The 17,487-nt window shown below is 51.6% G+C and carries 18 protein-coding genes; 11 read left to right on the top strand and 7 right to left on the bottom strand.

Annotated features, from left to right (window positions below; genetic code table 11):
* Nucleotides 1-25 precede the first annotated feature (25 nt).
* The 7 genes from add to cyaY form a co-directional block, all read right to left on the bottom strand.
* Nucleotides 26-1,021, bottom strand: a complete 996-nt coding sequence (gene add, locus CWC22_RS00590; RefSeq protein ID WP_125564134.1) for an adenosine deaminase — start codon at nt 1,019-1,021, stop codon at nt 26-28.
* A 138-nt stretch (nt 1,022-1,159) separates the two neighbouring features.
* Nucleotides 1,160-2,263, bottom strand: a complete 1,104-nt coding sequence (locus CWC22_RS00585) for a heme biosynthesis HemY N-terminal domain-containing protein (protein ID WP_138538803.1) — start codon at nt 2,261-2,263, stop codon at nt 1,160-1,162.
* Nucleotides 2,260-4,059, bottom strand: a complete 1,800-nt coding sequence (locus tag CWC22_RS00580) for a uroporphyrinogen-III C-methyltransferase (RefSeq protein ID WP_171045095.1) — start codon at nt 4,057-4,059, stop codon at nt 2,260-2,262. Before CWC22_RS00580 ends, CWC22_RS00585 begins: the two co-directional genes overlap by 4 nt.
* 1 nt (nt 4,060) lies before the next feature.
* Entirely contained in the window at nt 4,061-4,999 is a 939-nt protein-coding gene (gene hemC / locus CWC22_RS00575) for a hydroxymethylbilane synthase (RefSeq protein WP_138538805.1), read from the bottom strand.
* Nucleotides 5,000-5,018: 19 nt separating this feature from the next.
* Nucleotides 5,019-5,897 carry a DUF2914 domain-containing protein gene (locus CWC22_RS00570; protein ID WP_138538806.1) on the bottom strand — a complete coding sequence of 293 codons (879 nt, stop codon included), beginning with the start codon at nt 5,895-5,897 and terminating at the stop codon, nt 5,019-5,021.
* Between the two features lie 17 nt (nt 5,898-5,914).
* The gene (locus tag CWC22_RS00565) at nt 5,915-6,568 is read right to left on the bottom strand and encodes an alpha/beta hydrolase (protein WP_138538830.1); all 654 of its coding nucleotides are present in this window, start codon (nt 6,566-6,568) and stop codon (nt 5,915-5,917) included.
* Nucleotides 6,568-6,888, bottom strand: a complete 321-nt coding sequence (cyaY, locus tag CWC22_RS00560) for an iron donor protein CyaY (protein ID WP_138538807.1) — start codon at nt 6,886-6,888, stop codon at nt 6,568-6,570. Before cyaY ends, CWC22_RS00565 begins: the two co-directional genes overlap by 1 nt.
* A 127-nt stretch (nt 6,889-7,015) precedes the next feature.
* Between cyaY and lptM the strand changes: the two genes are divergently transcribed.
* The 11 genes from lptM (at nt 7,016) to CWC22_RS00505 (ending at nt 17,451) form a co-directional block, all read left to right on the top strand.
* Nucleotides 7,016-7,213 carry an LPS translocon maturation chaperone LptM gene (lptM, locus tag CWC22_RS00555; RefSeq protein WP_125564144.1) on the top strand — a complete coding sequence of 66 codons (198 nt, stop codon included), beginning with the start codon at nt 7,016-7,018 and terminating at the stop codon, nt 7,211-7,213.
* On the top strand, nt 7,214-8,467 hold the full coding sequence (gene lysA / locus CWC22_RS00550) for a diaminopimelate decarboxylase (RefSeq protein ID WP_125564146.1): 1,254 nt from the start codon (nt 7,214-7,216) through the stop codon (nt 8,465-8,467). It begins immediately after the preceding gene.
* Between the two features lie 88 nt (nt 8,468-8,555).
* The gene (dapF, locus tag CWC22_RS00545) at nt 8,556-9,386 is read left to right on the top strand and encodes a diaminopimelate epimerase (RefSeq protein WP_125564148.1); all 831 of its coding nucleotides are present in this window, start codon (nt 8,556-8,558) and stop codon (nt 9,384-9,386) included.
* Nucleotides 9,383-10,027, top strand: coding sequence for a DUF484 family protein (locus CWC22_RS00540; protein WP_138538808.1), 645 nt, complete (start codon nt 9,383-9,385; stop codon nt 10,025-10,027). Before dapF ends, CWC22_RS00540 begins: the two co-directional genes overlap by 4 nt.
* Nucleotides 10,024-10,968, top strand: a complete 945-nt coding sequence (xerC, locus tag CWC22_RS00535) for a tyrosine recombinase XerC (RefSeq protein WP_138538809.1) — start codon at nt 10,024-10,026, stop codon at nt 10,966-10,968. The genes CWC22_RS00540 and xerC overlap by 4 nt, the downstream gene beginning before the upstream one ends.
* Nucleotides 10,969-11,027: 59 nt before the next feature.
* Nucleotides 11,028-11,732, top strand: coding sequence for an HAD-IA family hydrolase (locus CWC22_RS00530; RefSeq protein ID WP_125564153.1), 705 nt, complete (start codon nt 11,028-11,030; stop codon nt 11,730-11,732).
* A gap of 115 nt (nt 11,733-11,847) precedes the next feature.
* Nucleotides 11,848-13,347, top strand: a complete 1,500-nt coding sequence (locus tag CWC22_RS00525; protein ID WP_138538810.1) for a peptide MFS transporter — start codon at nt 11,848-11,850, stop codon at nt 13,345-13,347.
* A gap of 279 nt (nt 13,348-13,626) precedes the next feature.
* Nucleotides 13,627-14,502 (top strand): dTDP-4-dehydrorhamnose reductase family protein, encoded by an 876-nt coding sequence (locus tag CWC22_RS00520; protein WP_138538811.1) that lies wholly within the window; start codon nt 13,627-13,629, stop codon nt 14,500-14,502.
* Nucleotides 14,503-14,514: 12 nt separating this feature from the next.
* On the top strand, nt 14,515-15,648 hold the full coding sequence (locus CWC22_RS00515; RefSeq protein ID WP_138538812.1) for a retropepsin-like aspartic protease: 1,134 nt from the start codon (nt 14,515-14,517) through the stop codon (nt 15,646-15,648).
* 43 nt (nt 15,649-15,691) lie between these two features.
* The gene (locus CWC22_RS00510; protein WP_125564161.1) at nt 15,692-16,384 is read left to right on the top strand and encodes a pseudouridine synthase; all 693 of its coding nucleotides are present in this window, start codon (nt 15,692-15,694) and stop codon (nt 16,382-16,384) included.
* A 194-nt stretch (nt 16,385-16,578) separates the two neighbouring features.
* The gene (locus CWC22_RS00505) at nt 16,579-17,451 is read left to right on the top strand and encodes a multidrug transporter (RefSeq protein WP_138538813.1); all 873 of its coding nucleotides are present in this window, start codon (nt 16,579-16,581) and stop codon (nt 17,449-17,451) included.
* Nucleotides 17,452-17,487 lie beyond the last annotated feature (36 nt).

Genomic DNA, 17,487 nt, shown 5'->3' with positions numbered 1-17,487 from the left:
CAGCTCACCGAACGGCTATCGCGGATTACACATACTTTTGTAACAACGCCTGTTTGTCTGAATCACTCAAAAAAGCAATCTCAACCGCATTCTTTTGTGCCTGAAGGATATCTGCTCCACTGAGACCTGCCTGTGGTGCAGCACGTTCAAATTCATTGTCCAGCTCCACGCCTTGTACCGCAGGATCATCTGTATTGATGGTAGCCAAAATACCATGATCTAGAAACTGTTTGAGCGGATGCGTCTCAATGCTCGCCACGGTGCTGGTTTGCAGGTTGCTGGTCAGGCAAGACTCAATACCAATGCGATTATCACGCAGGTAGTCCATCAGTTTAGGATCTTCAATGGCTTTCACACCATGGCCAATCCGTGTCGCGCCCAGCTCGTTGATAGCCTGCCAAATACTGCTGGCTCCTTCGGCTTCGCCGGCATGAATTGTTGCGCCCAAATACGCGTCACGGACTTGTTTAAAATGATCAATGAACAAAGCACCCGGGAAGCCTATTTCATCCCCGGCCAAATCCACAGCCACTAAATCGTTTTTGAACGCCAACAGGGCATCGAGTTCATATTGGCATTTTTCAACGCCAAAGGTGCGCGACATAATACCAATCAAATTCACCTTGATATCCCGACCCCGCGTGGCCGATTTTATGCCGTCGACCACCGCCTCGACCACGCCTTGTGGATGTAAGTTATGGGTTTTAGCCATATAGTAAGGACTGAAGCGTAGCTCAGTGTAATCCATCTTCTGTGCAATGGCGTCTTCCACATTTTCAACTGCAATACGGCGACACGCATCGTAATCACCCAGCACTTTAACGCCCCAGTCCAGCTTGGCCAGAAAGGCCATCAGGTTTGGTGCATTGTCAATGACCTGAACATGTGGCCTTAACCCTTCCACGTCGTGAGCAGGCAGCGGCATATTAAACTGCTGACCAAGGTCTAAAATGGTCTCAGCACGCACGTTACCGTCTAAGTGGCGGTGTAAATCAAGTAAAGGTAGTTTGGTATTGATCATAAGGCACTCGGATTGCAGATAAAATTTTTCAGATCATACGCAGCTTAAGTGTAGTTTCAAGGACAAATATCCGCAAAGCAGAATATTCATAGCAAAAAAAACCGGTCAGGTGACCGGTGTTTTGACTGTGTCTTGGTATTATTGAGTGGCCAGCAGGTAGGCTTTATCAAATTGCCCGGTTTGGGCATAAGCGCGCTGTGCTTGCTGCTGCCACAACGTTTGCCAGGGTGACTTTGCCAGCGTGTCGAAAATCTTGGCTGCCAGTTCATACTCTCCCTCAGCATTGGCCAAACAAGCCAGACTAAATAACAACTCTGGTTGCTCCGGCTGCTTGTGTAATGCGGTCTGTATCAGTTTACGCAACTCTGGATCTGAGCTGCCAGCATACTGCAACGCCTCAGCGAGCTGCAGGTACTGACCTTTTTTCAGATATTTTAATAAGTCACCGCGCACGGCATCAAATTGTCCCTGTCGCAAGGCTTGCTGAGTCAAAGCGCCAGCCGCCATAGGACGCAGCGCTTTGGGTAGCGCGTTAAAGGTAGCCTGCGCCGAGTTATCATCTATAGCAAACAACGCATTAAGGTGCTTTTTCCAGCGCGCTTCAGACCAGCGCAATTGTTTATGTTTTTGCTGGATCAGCGTCAACGCTTGTTCACGCTGCTCGGCCTGGATCAGCGCTTCCAGGTAACTGGCAATCACATTGTCTGGGACTTTTTTCTCATCCATTTGTGCACCCAGTAAAGACAATGCCTGCTCCCCCTGATTGGCTTGCAGCCATAACTTGGCGACCTGCCCCTGTGACTCTGGAGACATCCCCTGCAACTGTGCCAACGCCTGTGTAGACTGTTGCTGCTGCAACGCAACCCGCGCCGCCATGGCGCGCTGCTGATCCTGCCACTGTGCTGGCAACTCAGCGATGCTGAGAGCCTGCTGCAACTGCGCGTCATCATCATTAATGCATGCCCAGACAGCCGCTTCCAAAGCGTGTTGCTGACGCTTATTTTTGCGCCCTTTTAGCCAGCCACGGCTACGAGCGAATGTCCGCCAAAGTGCACCCAGCACGCTCAATACCAAAGCGCCGAGCAACACAGCAAAAATCACAATCACAGCCAGCGCAAACAAAGAGGTCTCTATGGTGTGGTTGTTCACCGCAATCAACAAGTAGCCTTTTTCATCAATCAACAAATGGCCTGCTGCCAGCACACCCAGCAGCACAATGATCGAGATCAGTGTACGTGTCATTGTAACCACTCCTTCACCGCCTGTGGGGTCTGTAACTCAAGCGTTGCCTGAGCTGCAAACTCTTTTTGTTGCAGCGCTTTCAAACCTGCCTGCATCGCAACCACTGCACTGTTATCAGAGCGGTAATAACGCGCTAAGGTCATGCCGGCACCTTCCAGTGCGGTGAAATACACACTCTGCTGTTGCTGCATCAGAGCGGTCTGCGCCTGACGCAGATAACTGTTCAGCTGAGCGCGAATAAGCTGCTGTTCCTGAGCATCCAGTATCGGATCAATGACTGGTTTATCGTGGGTGCGAAACTTAATAAATTGATCCTGGATTTTTAACCATGAGCGCCAGGCATTGGCTTTCCAGTCACTCACCTGCTCCGTTAATTCACGCTGTTTGATTTGTGGATCTGCCGGCTTGGTCATGATCTGTAACGGTAAATCGTCAGCCTGAGTCACATAACCGTGCAAGTCCAAATACAAGGCTTCCAGCTGCGGTTTAGGCTGAGCCTTCAAGAGCGCCAGATCAGCGGCAATGGCGGTTTGCACAGTCGTTGTATTACTTTGTTCACGCACCAGTGAGTGCAAGCGTGTCAGGGTCGCGGCAGCAGCCAGATAATGGCGCTGAATATTGGCCTGAAACTCGGCGCTGCGTGTCAGAGCTGCAATTTCTGCTTTTTGAGCGCTCCCAAGCTGCTGCTTGGCTGTCTGCAAGGTCGCCTGTAATCGCTGTTCAAGCTCACGCGTTTGCGCCTGGAGTTGCTGTGCGACTGCTTGTTCGCGTTGAGCCAACTGCCCATGTAACTCAGTCAGTGCCTGTTTACTGGACGCCAGCTCGGCGTGTAATTGCTGATTATCCTGAGTCACCTGCGCCAGCGTTTGCTGATACTGAGTCAGCTGCTGTTGTCCCAGATAATAGACACCCGCAGCACCCACTCCGGAAGTCAGCGCCACCAGCAGAGCCAGGATCGCCGTTTTACTGATTTTGCCCGACACAGCGGCGGGATTGGATGACTTGTCCGAAGACTGAGGGCTTGACTGACTTTGTTGTTGTTCTGTCATAGTTCCACCTTGGCGGGGCTGATTATCCATTATGCAGGCCAGTAACGCATCGTTATCTGCGCCTGCACTGATGGCGATTTGTTTGTCCTTTATCGCGTATTGTTCGCGAAGATATTCTGCGCAGCGCTGACTAACCAAATAAAACCGTCGACTGCTCAGCCAGTTTAGTAATTCGCTCTGCTGGGTATTAAAGATGGCATCGATGGCCGCATTACTGGTGATCACTATACCGTCAATGCCTTGCCTTTGCCAGTGGTCCAACCAGATATCAGACCCGGTGGCAGCCGGGATCCGCTCATACACCACACAATGTGATACCCGGGCGCCACGCTGCTTCAGCATCTGACTGATCAACGTACGCCCTCCACGCCCTTTCACTACCACCACTCTCTTATCTTCAACCTGTTGCAGTGCGGGTAAGGCAAGTACCCCCTCAGAGTCATGCTGCTCAGGTACGATGGCGCGGCGGTCAAAACAGGCTTCTATGGCCGCTGCAGTTTTGTCACCTACAGCAAAAAACTGACAGTCGGGTGAAAAGGTAGGCTGATGCTGTGCCAGGTAATACACCGCATCCTGAGAAATGAAAATAAGCTGTTCTGCTTCCATGATAGGTGCCAGTTCAGTATCACTGACTGGCAGCTTTACTAGCTCCAGCACTGGGGTACAGTCACAGCTGATCCCCTGTGCCTCAAGCTGTTCACCAAGCAACGCTCCTTTGCCTGCCGGGCGGGTGATGGCTAGTTTCACATTAGTTGTCCCGGTAAACCTCAGCCAAAATTTGGTCCGCACCTTGTGCCAGCAAAGATTCCGCCAGGCGGACTCCCAATTGCTCAGCATCGGCAACCGGCCCGCTTTGCTCGCCGCGTAAAATCTGACTACCGTCTATGGCACCTACCAGCCCACGCAGGGTAAGTTGCTCGCCGTCGATTTCTGCATAAGCGCCAATTGGCACCTGACAGCCACCTTCCAGACGGCGGTTCATTGCACGCTCAGCCAGCACACGCATGCGTGTTTCGCTGTGCTCAAGCGGGGCAAGCCAGGCCTGAACCTGCGCATCGTCACTGCGACATTCAATACCCACGGCCCCCTGACCATTGGCAGGCAGCGAGTCTTCTACACTCACAAAACTGGCGATCCGTTCGGCCATCTCCAGTCGGATCAATCCCGCAGCCGCAAGAATAATGGCATCGAACTCACCAGCATCCAACTTCGCCAGGCGCGTGTTCACATTGCCACGTAAATCTTTGATCACCAAGTCCGGGCGCTGGGCGCGGATCTGACATTGACGACGCAGGCTTGAGGTGCCAACTACAGCACCAGCCGGAAGTTCAGACAGCGACTTGTAGCGGTTCGAAACAAATGCATCACGGGGATCTTCACGCTCACAAATGGTGTGCAGTTCCAAACCATCAGGGAAATCAACAGGGACATCTTTCATCGAGTGTACGGCAATATCCGCACGACCTTCCAGCATGGCTTGCTCCAGCTCTTTCACAAACAGCCCCTTACCGCCGATTTTTGCCAGTGGTGTGTCCAGGATCTTGTCACCTTTGGTCGACATAGGGACCAGTTCAACCGTCAGGTCGGTGTGGAACTTTTCCAGTTCAGCTTTCACATACTCGGCCTGCCATAAGGCCAGCGCACTTTTTCTTGTTGCGATGCGCAACACATTTTTTTTCGTCGTCATGCTTTACTCAGTCTGCTCACTATTGAGCGGTTGCGATAATTCTAAAGGTTTTTTGTGCCAGTAGCCGATCATCTGCGGTGATCACTTCAATACGCCATTGACCACTTTGGCTGGGCATTATGTTTTTGCTGGAGTAGGTGCGATGCCGGTAAGCACTGATAGCCAAATCAATCTCCGCCATCAATTGATCCTGATGAAACCATAAATGGCGAATGGTTTGTCCCTGTAAGCCTCGCACTTCGGTAAAGAAATACAGCTTATCCGCAAAGGCCGATTGCTCAACACTGTCTTTGAGTACATTCACCGGCTCCCGGTTCATCACTTCGGTGGTCAACACGGCACGGCTAATATGCTTAGTATCAACCTGGGCTGCCATGGCGACACTGGCAACCTGCGCGTCCTCAGCAAAACGCTTAGTCGGTGCATTGCTATTATCGTAGTCAACGGTCAAATCAGCAGTCTCCTGCTCATCAGCTACCACCGCTTCTTCATCGGTCAACTCAGGCTCATCCTGGCTCTTTACCACTGCTGCCGACACAACTAAATTCGCTGTGGCTTGCGGCAATTCAGCCGCCACCGGCTCGGATACCAATGTCGCAGAGACAGGCTCAGAGGCAAGGCGCCTTTCAGTCTCACTGGCAGGCTCTAAAAAGTCAGAGTCAGCAGTATCAATGACACCGTCAGCCTGTTCCGGTTGCTGGTAGGTATTCATCGTTGTCACAGGCTGCTCATCGGCACTGACCGAATTCACGATCCCATAAAACAAAGCGGCCAGGCCAAATGCTGCCGCGCTGCCAACCACACCAATGCGGCGCCAGTGGTACTGGTATGTTACGGACTTAGCCGGGGCTTCACTTGCTTTCGTTACCGCTGTTTTAATCACAATGCGTTGTGTCATGGGGGATCACTCTGTTATCACGTTAATCTGGCCAGTAACCAGGTGCGAATTGCCTCCAGCTCTTCCTGACAAACCTGATGCTGCATCGGGTAATCCTGCCAGCTTACTTCATAGCCTTGTGCTTGTAAGGTCTCAAATGCTTGTCGCCCTGCGACCATAGGCACCACGGGATCAAGGCTGCCATGAGCCATAAACACGTTCAGGTCGGTTTGGACTGCTTGTTGCGCAAGTTTTTCCGGAGCGCACATGTAGCAAGATAACGCCATCACGCCACCCAAGTGCGCCTTAAAACGCGGTGCCACATGCAGGGCCATCACGCCGCCTTGAGAAAAACCAGCCAAAATAATACGCTCTGCAGGGATCCCTGCAACCAGTTCAGCCTCAATAAGCGCCTCAACCAACTTCGCAGAGTCTCTCACACCCGCTTCGTCGGCTCTTTTATCCAGATCAAAGGATTTGATGTCATACCAGGAGCGCATCACCATGCCATTGTTCACAGTGACAGGCTGCTCAGGCGCGTGCGGAAAAATAAACCGCACGCCCAGTTCAGCAGGTAATCGTAACTCAGGGGCAATCGGCAAGAAGCCTTCTCCTGAATCACCAAGACCATGTAACCAAATCACGCTTGCCCTGTGGGTTCCCTGGGCTGGGTATTCTACGAACGGCAGCATTAGTCGTGCTGCCATTCAATAGTCTGACCGGCCTGACGCGTGGCTGCATCACTCATAAACTGCCAGAACTCAGCGCCGCTGCGGTTGTCTATCCACTGCGTATCGCGCAGCTCAAAATGATGCCCATTAAATTTAGTGGCGACCCACACTTGGTGCAGCGGGGTTTGCTTGTTAATCACAATTTTACTACGGTCCGGAAAAATAATTTCCAGGATCCCGGATGCCGATTCATAATCCAGGTCGACCTCGCAGTCATCAATTTGTTCCTCAATGGTCAACATTAACGCATCGGCTAACTCGTGATATTCATGATCTGTCATAGCTTGATCCTTACTGTGCAAACCCCGAAAGTCCGCCGCTCAGGCGGAATTAAATTTACTTTCTAAGCTGCTTTTTTTACCAATTCTGTTACTCTGCGATTATAAAGGCACTGACATCATTAATCTAATGAAAGCGACATACACTCAATTTAGCCTATTTACCCTGATCTTGACCAGCCTCTTGCTACTAAGTGCATGCGGTCAAAGTGGGCCTTTGTATTTACCCGAGCAACGTCCCCAACCGACCAATGCGCCCGAGCAAGCACCTCAGCCTGCCCAGGATACTACACCGTCTGAAAACGATGATACGAAACAGGAGTCGTAAATGGATTTCTTTCACTATCAGGATAACCAATTGCATGCCGAGCAGGTGCCCATAAGCGACATCGCTGCACAATATGGTACACCTTGTTATGTGTATTCACGCAAGACGCTGGAGCGTCATTATCATGCATTCACCGATGCCGCACAGGGACATCCACATCTGGTGTGTTATGCCGTCAAAGCCAACAGTAACCTGGCGGTACTCAATGTACTTGCCAGACTCGGCGCAGGCTTTGATATCGTGTCCCAGGGTGAGTTAGCACGGGTGCTCAAAGCAGGCGGCGATCCCACCAAAATTGTGTTTTCTGGTGTCGCTAAAACCGCACAGGAGATAGCTTATGCACTCAATACAGGCATCAAATGCTTTAATGTAGAGTCCGCAGCTGAATTGCATCGCATCAGCGAAGTCGCCAGTGAGCTCAATCTACGTGCGCCTATTTCAATTCGTGTGAACCCGGATATAGATGCCAAAACACACCCCTACATTTCTACCGGATTAAAAGAAAACAAGTTTGGTATCGATATCAAAGAAGCCTTTGATGTTTATCAGCTGGCTTGTGCTTTGCCAGGTCTGGAAGTAGTGGGGATAGACTTCCACATCGGCTCACAGCTTACTGAGGTTGCCCCCTTTATTGCCGCACTAGACAAAGTGCTGGCTTTGGTTCAGACCCTGGAATCAGCCGGTATCACACTGAAGCACTTGGATATTGGGGGTGGCCTGGGCGTGCCGTACGACAGTGAAAAACCACCTCACCCCAGTGCCTATGCCGCTGAAGTCAAAGCACGGCTGGCTGAGTATCAACATCTGGAGCTAATTTTTGAACCTGGTCGTGCGATTGCCGCCAACGCCGGGCTGTTGGTCACCAAAGTGGAGTACCTCAAGCCAACCAAAGAAAAGCATTTTGCCATTGTTGATGCAGGCATGAATGATATGTTGCGGCCCTCGCTGTATCAGGCCTGGCAACAAATTATTGCCGTTGCCCCCAGACAGGATGATACCCCGTTACACACCTATGATGTGGTAGGTCCGGTGTGCGAAACCGGTGACTTTATCGGTAAAGACAGGCCGTTAGCGATTCAACCTGGTGATCTGCTGGCGCAACGCGGTGCAGGTGCCTATGGCTTTACCATGAGCTCAAATTACAACTCACGCCCTCGGATTGCAGAAATCATGGTCGACGGCGATACTTGTCACTTGATCCGCAAAAGAGAGACCTTAGAATCACTGTGGCAGGGTGAGCAAGTGCTTCCGTAATGGCGCACAGCATGGCAAAGTAGGGTTATCACAATCATAAATAGGTGCGGCGCATACTGGCCGCCGACACCAAAATAGATAAGGCTTTATGTTTGTAAATTTTTCTAAGATGCATGGTTTGGGCAATGACTTCGTCGTCGTGGACAACGTGACCCAAAATGTCTTTTTGTCACGAGACCAGATCCGTAAACTGGCACACCGTAATTTTGGCATCGGTTTCGATCAGCTGCTTTTGGTTGAACCGCCCTATTCCCCGGACCTGGACTTCCACTACCGCATATTTAATGCCGACGGCACCGAAGTAGAACAATGCGGCAATGGCGCGCGCTGCTTTGCCCGCTTTGTCCGCATGAAAGGCCTGACCAATAAGCATAAAGTGAGTGTCTCCACCAAAGGTGGCAACATTACCCTGTTCACCGAAAAGGATGGACAAGTCACTGTCAACATGGGCAAACCAGAATTTGCGCCTGCACAGGTCCCGTTTAAGGCAAAGCAACAAGAGCAAACCTATATTTTACGTGCCGAAGAACACACCGTTTTTTGTGGCGTAGTTTCCATGGGTAACCCCCATTGTGTGATAGAAGTCGAAGACATTGAGCAAGCAGACGTCGACACATTGGGACCCTTACTGGAACAACACGAACGGTTTCCAAAACGTGCTAATATTGGCTTTATGCAAATCATTAATCGTGAACACATCAAGTTACGTGTCTGGGAACGAGGTGCTGCGGAAACCCTCGCATGCGGCAGTGGGGCTTGCGCCGCTGCGGTGATCGGCATTGCTCAGGATAAACTAGCCAGTACAGTGCGAGTCGACTTACCCGGTGGGAGTATTCAGGTACGCTGGAATGGGCCAGGGCAAAGCGTCAAAATGACGGGTCCTGCAGAGCACGTCTTCGACGGACAAATTGCATTATGAGCCGCTCCTCAAATTCACTGACACCCGAACAGGTGCAAGCGTTTCTCCACCAGCACCCCGATTTTTTGCTGACGCACCCTTACCTGTTACTGGAGCTGAACCTGTATAACGAGACGCAAGGTGCGCCTAACCTGGCATTGTTACAACTACGCACATTACGTGAGCAAAACCAGCAACAGCAAAAGCAAATTGCACAGATGGTCGCGCATGCACAAGAGAATGAACAGATTTATCGCTTGTTCAGCGAATGTCAGCGACGCCTCTGGCAATGCCAGGACGTCGGTGCGCTGAGTGAGCTCTTAAGCGATGAACTAACACAGTTGCCCAACGTCAGTCACTGCCAACTGATCAATCTCACTGACGACAGTGAGCAGGCCCGTGCGGTCAACGCCCTCAGACAAAACCGTCTGAAAGCGTGTAACCGTTACCTGGGTCGCCTGAGTGCTTCAGAACGTAGCAGCCTGATCACGGATACCCGTTGCCAGTCATTCGCCCTCTACACACTCGGGGAAAACGATAACCCACACACAGTATTGCTATTTGCGAGTCATTGCGCCGATCACTTTGCTCCCGGCAATGGCGATCTGTTCGTCAGTGAACTGGTGTCTTCTTTGCAACTCAGGTTGCAACACCTGGCATGAGTAAGCCGCACCTTGATGCTAACCCCAATACACTCGACCCGCGCTGGCTCGAGCCAATCGCTGACTTTGCCGCCTATTTGAAGTTTGAGCGCCAGTACTCGGCACACACACTCGGACAATATCAGCGTCAGTTATTGCAAGCCGCCGCGTTTTTTGCCCCACACTGTGATCACTGGCTGGAAGTCAGCAGCGAGCTGGTCAGGCGTTACTCAGTGCAACTGCGCACCCGACAATATAACCCACGCAGTATTAATCTAAAGCTCAGCTGTGTGCGCAGTTTGTACAAGTTTTTACAGCATAAGCAATCCATCAACCATGACACACATAATCCGGCGCAAGGGCTACAAGGGCCAAAATTTCAAAAGCCGCTCCCTAAGAGTCTGGATGTGGATCAAATGGCGCAGCTGCTGGATATTGAGGATGACGATGTACTCGCCGTGCGCGACAAAGCCATGATGGAACTAATGTATTCCAGCGGGCTGCGGATCAGTGAACTGGTCAACGCCAACCTGCATGATATCCGCGATGGCGAAATCCGGGTACTGGGTAAAGGTAACAAGGAACGGGTTGTACCGGTGGGCTCCAAAGCCCTGGACGCCATTGCGCAGTGGTTAAAACACCGTCCGCAATTTGCCCATGCCGATGAAACTGCGTTGTTTGTCAGCAAACGTAAAACACGTATTTCGGTGCGCCATGTGCGCGCCAGAATGCAGCAATGGGGGATCCGCCAGGGGATAACGGGTACCATTCACCCGCACAAACTGCGTCACTCCTTTGCCACGCACTTACTCGAATCCAGTGGTGATCTGCGGGCCATACAGGAAATGTTAGGTCACACCAGTTTATCCGCCACCCAGGTCTACACCCATGTCGATTTTGGCCACCTTGCCAAAGTGTACGACAACGCACATCCCAGAGCTCGTAAACAACGCAAAGACTGAGTGGGCTTTCAGGCATTCTTTAGGTACACTCAAGTGGGCCAAAAACAAAGAGAGATGTTATGCGATTTAACCGTGCCATTGATAAGATTCAGGTGCTGAGCTTTGACCTGGATGATACGCTGTATAACAACCACCCAGTGATCGCAGCCGCGGTTCAAGCGATGAACGATTATGTCAACGCACTGGCTCCCTGGCATGCTCAAGGTCCACAGTTTTGGCTCGCATGTCGCCAACACGTCGCTTTACAACAACCAGAGCTTACCCATGATGTCACTCGTTGGCGTCAAGTTGCACTGCGCTATGGTTTACAACAAGCTGGATTCAGCGCCTCAGAAATAGACACGCATGCCGAGGCAGCCTACCAGGCTTTTGCTACAGCTCGCAGTCAAATCGTGGTCGATGCGTCGGTACTGGCGCTGTTAGCAAGCCTGAGAAAGCGCTTTCGGCTCATCGCCATCACCAATGGTAATGTGGAAATAGAGCGCTTCAATCTGGCCGGCCAGTTCGAATACGTGCTCATGGCAGGCCGAGATGGTCGCGCCAAACCCCATGCCGATCTGTTTGACGCCGCGTGTCAGCATTGCGCAGTAGCGCCGCACCAGTTGCTGCACATTGGGGATAGCCTGGATACAGACGTACAGGGTGCAAACCTGGCTGGATGTCGCAGCGTATGGCTGAATAACCAGGATACTTCCTACCATTATCAGGGCCTTGCTGATCTTGAGATCTCAGACATACACGCCCTGTCAGTGCTGGCTGACTAAACTCACAAGCACGTTTGCTGCAACGGGCTGGCGACCTCGTCGTCAGTTGCAAAATTTTAACAAATCACGTACTAATAATACTTTCGTATAATAAAACAACAATCGGAAGTCTATTATGTCATCACTGGATACCCATCAGGATACCGGGTTTTTTGGCCACCCTCGGGGCCTCTCTACCCTCTTCTTCACCGAAATGTGGGAGCGCATGAGCTATTATGGTATGCGCGCCTTATTAGTACTGTTTATGACAGCGTCTTTACAAGAGGAAGGCCTTGAATTTACCGTCGCCGCAGCGGCTGCCATCTACGGTTTATACACAGGCGCTGTGTACTTTCTGGGTTTACCCGGTGGCTGGATAGCGGACCGTTTGCTAGGCGGACAACGTACCGTCTGGTATGGCGGGATCATCATTATGTGTGGTCATATTGTACTGGCCATTCCCGCCCATGAGACCTTTTTCATTGGGCTGATCCTGGTGGCTGCAGGCACTGGTCTGCTAAAGCCCAATATCAGCGCGATGGTTGGTCAGCTTTATCGTGATGAAGACGAACGACGCGATGGTGGCTATGCACTTTATTACATGGGTATCAATTTAGGCTCAGTGCTGGGATATACCATCTGTGGCTATTTCATGGAAAACCTGGGCTGGCACTGGGCATTTGGTGCTGCCGCTGTGGGTATGGGCGTTGGTCTTATTCAGTATCGCAAGACCCTGGGTAATATTGCCCATGTCGGCGACCAACCCAGCAACCCGCTATCTGCAGCTAAGGCACGCAAGGCCTGGTCGGTCATAGCAGCAGTGGTGGCTGCCGTCGCTGGCGTCGTGGCGCTGACCTATACAGGGTTGATCATCATTAACCCGGTTGTTGTTGCTCAATACGTGGCAGTGGCATTTACCCTTATCTTCTTCGCCTACTATGGATTCATCTACTTCGCCGGCGAACTGGCGCACGATGAGAAACGCAAAATGTGGGCACTCTTTTTGGTCTGTGTGGCCTCAGCCTGCTTCTGGTCAGGGTTTGAGCAGGCCGGATCTTCACTGAATCTGTTTGCGCGCGATTACACTGACCGACTTATTGGTGACTTCAGTATTCCAACAGCCTGGTTCCAGTCGACCAACTCCTTTTTTATCATTATCTTGTCTCCTTTCTTTGCAGCCCTGTGGATCAACCTGGCAAAGCGCATGATCTCCCCATCATACACAGTAAAATGTGCCATTGGTCTGGTGATTATGGCCAGCGGCTTTATTGTCATGTTCTTTGCTGCGCAATATGCTGCTCAAGGTCTTAAGGTCGCCCCCATGTGGCTGGTAACCACTTACTTCCTGCATACGGTTGGTGAGTTATGCCTGAGCCCCGTAGCACTGAGTGCCGTCAGCAAGCTGTCACCAAAGCGCTTTGCCGGACAGATGATGGGCGTGTTTGTGTTAACTTATTCTATCGGAAACATCATCTCTGGCCTGCTGGCCGGTAACTTTGACCCCAATAATGTTGAGCAGATGCCTAATCTGTATCTGCAGATCAGCCTGTTCTGTATTGGTGTGGGGATCCTGGTTGGCCTGTTTGGCTTGCGAGCCAAAATCTGGGAAGGTCAGACTCAGCAACAAGCCGCTTAGTGGATCCGGGCCGGCCTCAGCCGGCCCGGATTTAAGCTCCTGTCACAGAGACAATGAAAAACCAAACATCGCATCTGGACACTGTCTGGAAATTGGGTAAGCTGACAAGGTTGTTGTCACACGCCACGGCAATTGGTGAAATCACTGCGCATGCATCCGACCTTGCCGATATGAAGCGCCTATTTAGTAAAATAAAATGCGCGTGACACGATGCCCCGTTTGCGAGTGTAATTATTTTCACTCCCTGTATAAAACAGTCAGACAATCAACGGAGTTGCTATGCAAACCATCGCCATTACCGGTGCAACCGGACTACTGGGACGCGCACTTGTCAAAATACTGGAGACGCAATACACAATCATAGGGTGTGGCTTCCGTCGTGCCGCCCCGCCACTGGTGTCTCTTGATTTATCCGACCAGCAAGCCATCAACGCTTTTCTCGATCAGTATGCACCGGACGTGCTAATCCACGCTGCGGCAGAGCGAAAACCTGATGTCTGTGAAACCGACCATGCTCAAACACTCGCGCTGAATGTAGCAGCCAGTGAACACCTGGCTACACAATGTAGCCAAAGAGGCATCCGCTTATTTTTTATCAGCACCGATTACGTTTTTGATGGCACTCAACCGCCTTACACTGAACAGGCGCACACCAACCCGCTAAACTTTTATGGCCAAAGTAAGCAACAAGCTGAACAAGCCGTGCTATCGAGCGACCCTACACATTGTGTGGTCCGAGTGCCGGTGCTGTATGGGGATGTTGAATACCTGGCAGAGTCAGCTGTCACTGTGATTGCTGAGCAACTCAAGTTGAATGCAACAAGTGCCCATGACGACTGGGCAATCCGCTATCCCACCCATGTTGAAGACATTGCTCTGACACTGGCAGACCTGGTAGCGCTACCAGCAAAAAAACTAGGCGGTATCTACCACATGTCAGATAACCAGGCGATGACCAAGTATCAAATGGCACGGATCATGGCACCGCTGGTGGGCATAGATGGAGAACAACTCATCGCTTTGCCAGAACCAACCCAAAGCGCAGCCCGGCCACACAACTGTGCGCTTCAGGACACTCGCCTGCATCTATTGGGTATCACCCATCAGCGGGACTTTGGCTCCGCGATAGCAGCTATACTGAATCAGCACGGATAGGAGCGACACACAATGCAGGTGAAATCGATACTCTTAGGGCTGTCTTTGCTACTCAATGGGTATTTGGGTTGGCAGCTCTATCGCCCTTCACCTGCTATGTCAGATCATTCTTCCACCATACCAACCGTCCCAGCTGTCATTACAAGCCAGTCCAATGAACGCCAGACGCCATTACTAATTACCCAGGCACAGCAAGCATTTCAACAGGCTCACTATGAACAGGCTCTGGCCAGCCTGCTGCAAGCGCGAGGGACACACCCTGACGCCGCGAGCCAGGCCATCAAGCAGTGGTGGCATTGGATCAACGCACAGCTGGACCAGGCTTCACATGCTCAGCTGTTTGCACAACTCGCCCTGGTTCAGGGTTTCCTCAGAGCTGAGCCACAAGCACTGGCAGCACAGCGCCTTGAAATTCTCTTGTATCAGGCGCTAGCGCAGCCCGATGAAGCACTCAACCGACTCCTCATTGCGTATCGACGCAACCCCCATTACGCAGACTGGCAATCTCTGGTCGACACCCTGTTAATCTCGCGCCTGATCGAGCTGAGCCAACAACAACAATGGCATGAGCTGTTGACTCTGGCCGCGCCCTGGTACGATGAAAAGCCGCACCTGCTGCCACTGCTGACGCATCAGGTCAAAGCGCACCTGGCCTTATCTCAGCCAGACGAAGCCCTGTTTTTAATTGCACAAGCAGACGACACCTTACGCCATCATCAGGAAACAGAAGCATTGCAACAGCAAGCACAGGCGTTGCAACAAGGGGTTACACACGTACCACTGCGTCGTCTCGGTAGCCATTTTGTGCTTGAAGCCCAGCTGGCAGGCACCACCATCGAATTGATGATCGACACAGGTGCCAGCGTCACCTCGCTGACCCAGCAACAATTTTCAATTCTAAATCAGGCTGTTGATTACCTAGATACCCGAACTGTATCAACCGCCAATGGGCTGGCTAATGTGGAATTTTACCAAAGTGAGCAAATGCAGATTGGCGATCAGGTTCGCGGGCCCATACAGTTTGCCGTCATGAATGAAATGCGCGCCGGACCGGGTTTGCTAGGCATGAATTTTTTGCGTTACTTTGATTTTGACATCGATCAGCGTAATGCCGTACTGATTTTGCGCCCCCGTAGTCAGAATTGATATACTGCGCTTTTGCTTCCCGGTTTTCCTTTGTATGCAGCCAATGCGCCTAGCCAAATATCTGAGCCACTGTGGTGTCTGTTCCCGCCGTCAGGCGTCACGATTAATCGAAGCCGCCGAAGTCACGGTTAATGGTCGCCCGGCCAACCACATAGATCATGTCACAGAGACTGATCATATTCTCGTCAGCGGTCTGTTGGTTAAGGGGCCTGCCCCCAAACAACTCTACATGTATCACAAACCAGTTGGCATCGACTGTAAATTGCGCCCGGACGACCCAAATAGCCTGAGCCATCATTTGCCACCTGGTGAACGTGTTTACCCCATTGGCCGATTAGACAAAGACAGCCGTGGATTGTTACTACTAACCAATGACGGTGAGCTTTGTAACCGCCTGATCCACCCCAAACATCATCAGGAAAAAGAATACCGAGTGGTGGTGGACCGCCCCTTTGATGAACAGTTTTGTGCCCGAATGAGTGCAGGTGTGCCGGTTGATGGCACGACAACCCAGGTCTGTCGGGTTGAGCCAATCACAGCAGATACCTTTACCATCGTCCTCAAGCAGGGATTAAATCGTCAGATCCGCAAAATGGCGCGCTACTGCGGTTATCGGGTGGTGGATTTATACCGGGTGCGAATAGCCAACCTAAAACTTGATGCACAAGTTTTGCCAGCGGGTCACTATCAACCCATAGCGTTGACACAGCTTAAGCTCGAAGAGCAAGAAAAATAGTACCGCCCAACCGGCTTTCTGGGCGGTAAAAGTAGCATCGATAAACAGTATAGCGCGTGGCCGAGCGTGACACACTGCGGCATATTGTCGCACCATTATTTATGCTCGTTATGCTGAATATTTTTCAAGGGTCTGGCATTTCTCTGCGGCTCCGGTTAGTTTCAGTGTTCCGATATTCATCAAAGCCGAAAAATATGGAATGGATTGCCTTTACCTGCCTCGCCGCCTTCAGCCAGGCCTGGCGCAATGCGCTGCAAAGCCGCCTGAGTCAGCACGCCAGCGTCGCCAGTGTCACACTGGCCCGTTTTCTGCTGGCCACCCCTCTGGCTGCTTTATACTTGCTGGGCCTGTATCACTGGCAAACAGCACCGGCACTCACCCTAAACCCGACATTGGTAGGCTATATTGCGGGCGCGAGTATTATGCAAATCATTGCAACCGGACTCATGGTGATATTATTCAAACGCAATAATTATGCGGTCGGTGTGGGACTGGCAAAAAGTGAGGCTCTATTGGCGGCTATCCTGGGGATGGTCTTTTTCGGATCTCATCTGAGCGCGCTGGGCTGGATAGGTGTCTTGCTGGGGGGTATTGCGGTGCTGTTACTCAGCGGTGTGACACTGCGCCACTTTCAATTGACGACAGCCCTGTTAGGACTTGCCTGTGGCGGTGCCTTTGCCCTCACCTCTTTGTGGGTCCGAGAAGCCAGTATCGCCACCCAGTTGCCCTTCCCGCATAGCGCGGCCTGGGTGCTGTTACTGGTGCTATCCTGTCAAACCTTAATACTGGCCTGCTACCTAAGCTATGCGGAGGCAGACTCCTGGCGTCAGCTTTGGCAACACCGCCGACTCACCTGTGCCATCAGTACTACCAGCTGTATCGGCTCTGTTGGCTGGTTTAGTGCCATGAGTCTGCAGCACGTTGCCTATGTTAAAACATTGGGTCAGATCGAAGTATTCTTTTCGCTTGCCATCGCAGTGTGGTGGCTAAAAGCCCCGGTTGCCCGGCGTGATACCCTGGGGTTACTACTCATCGCACTGGCTGCAATCCTGGTAATGATGAGTTAGGTGACTGGTCTGACATAAATTTTCAGGGAAAAAACG

It is taken from the genome of Pseudoalteromonas rubra, assembly GCF_005886805.2.
GTDB classification, from domain to species: Bacteria; Pseudomonadota; Gammaproteobacteria; order Enterobacterales; family Alteromonadaceae; genus Pseudoalteromonas; species Pseudoalteromonas rubra_D.
This window is presented reverse-complemented; position numbering and strand designations above follow the sequence as displayed.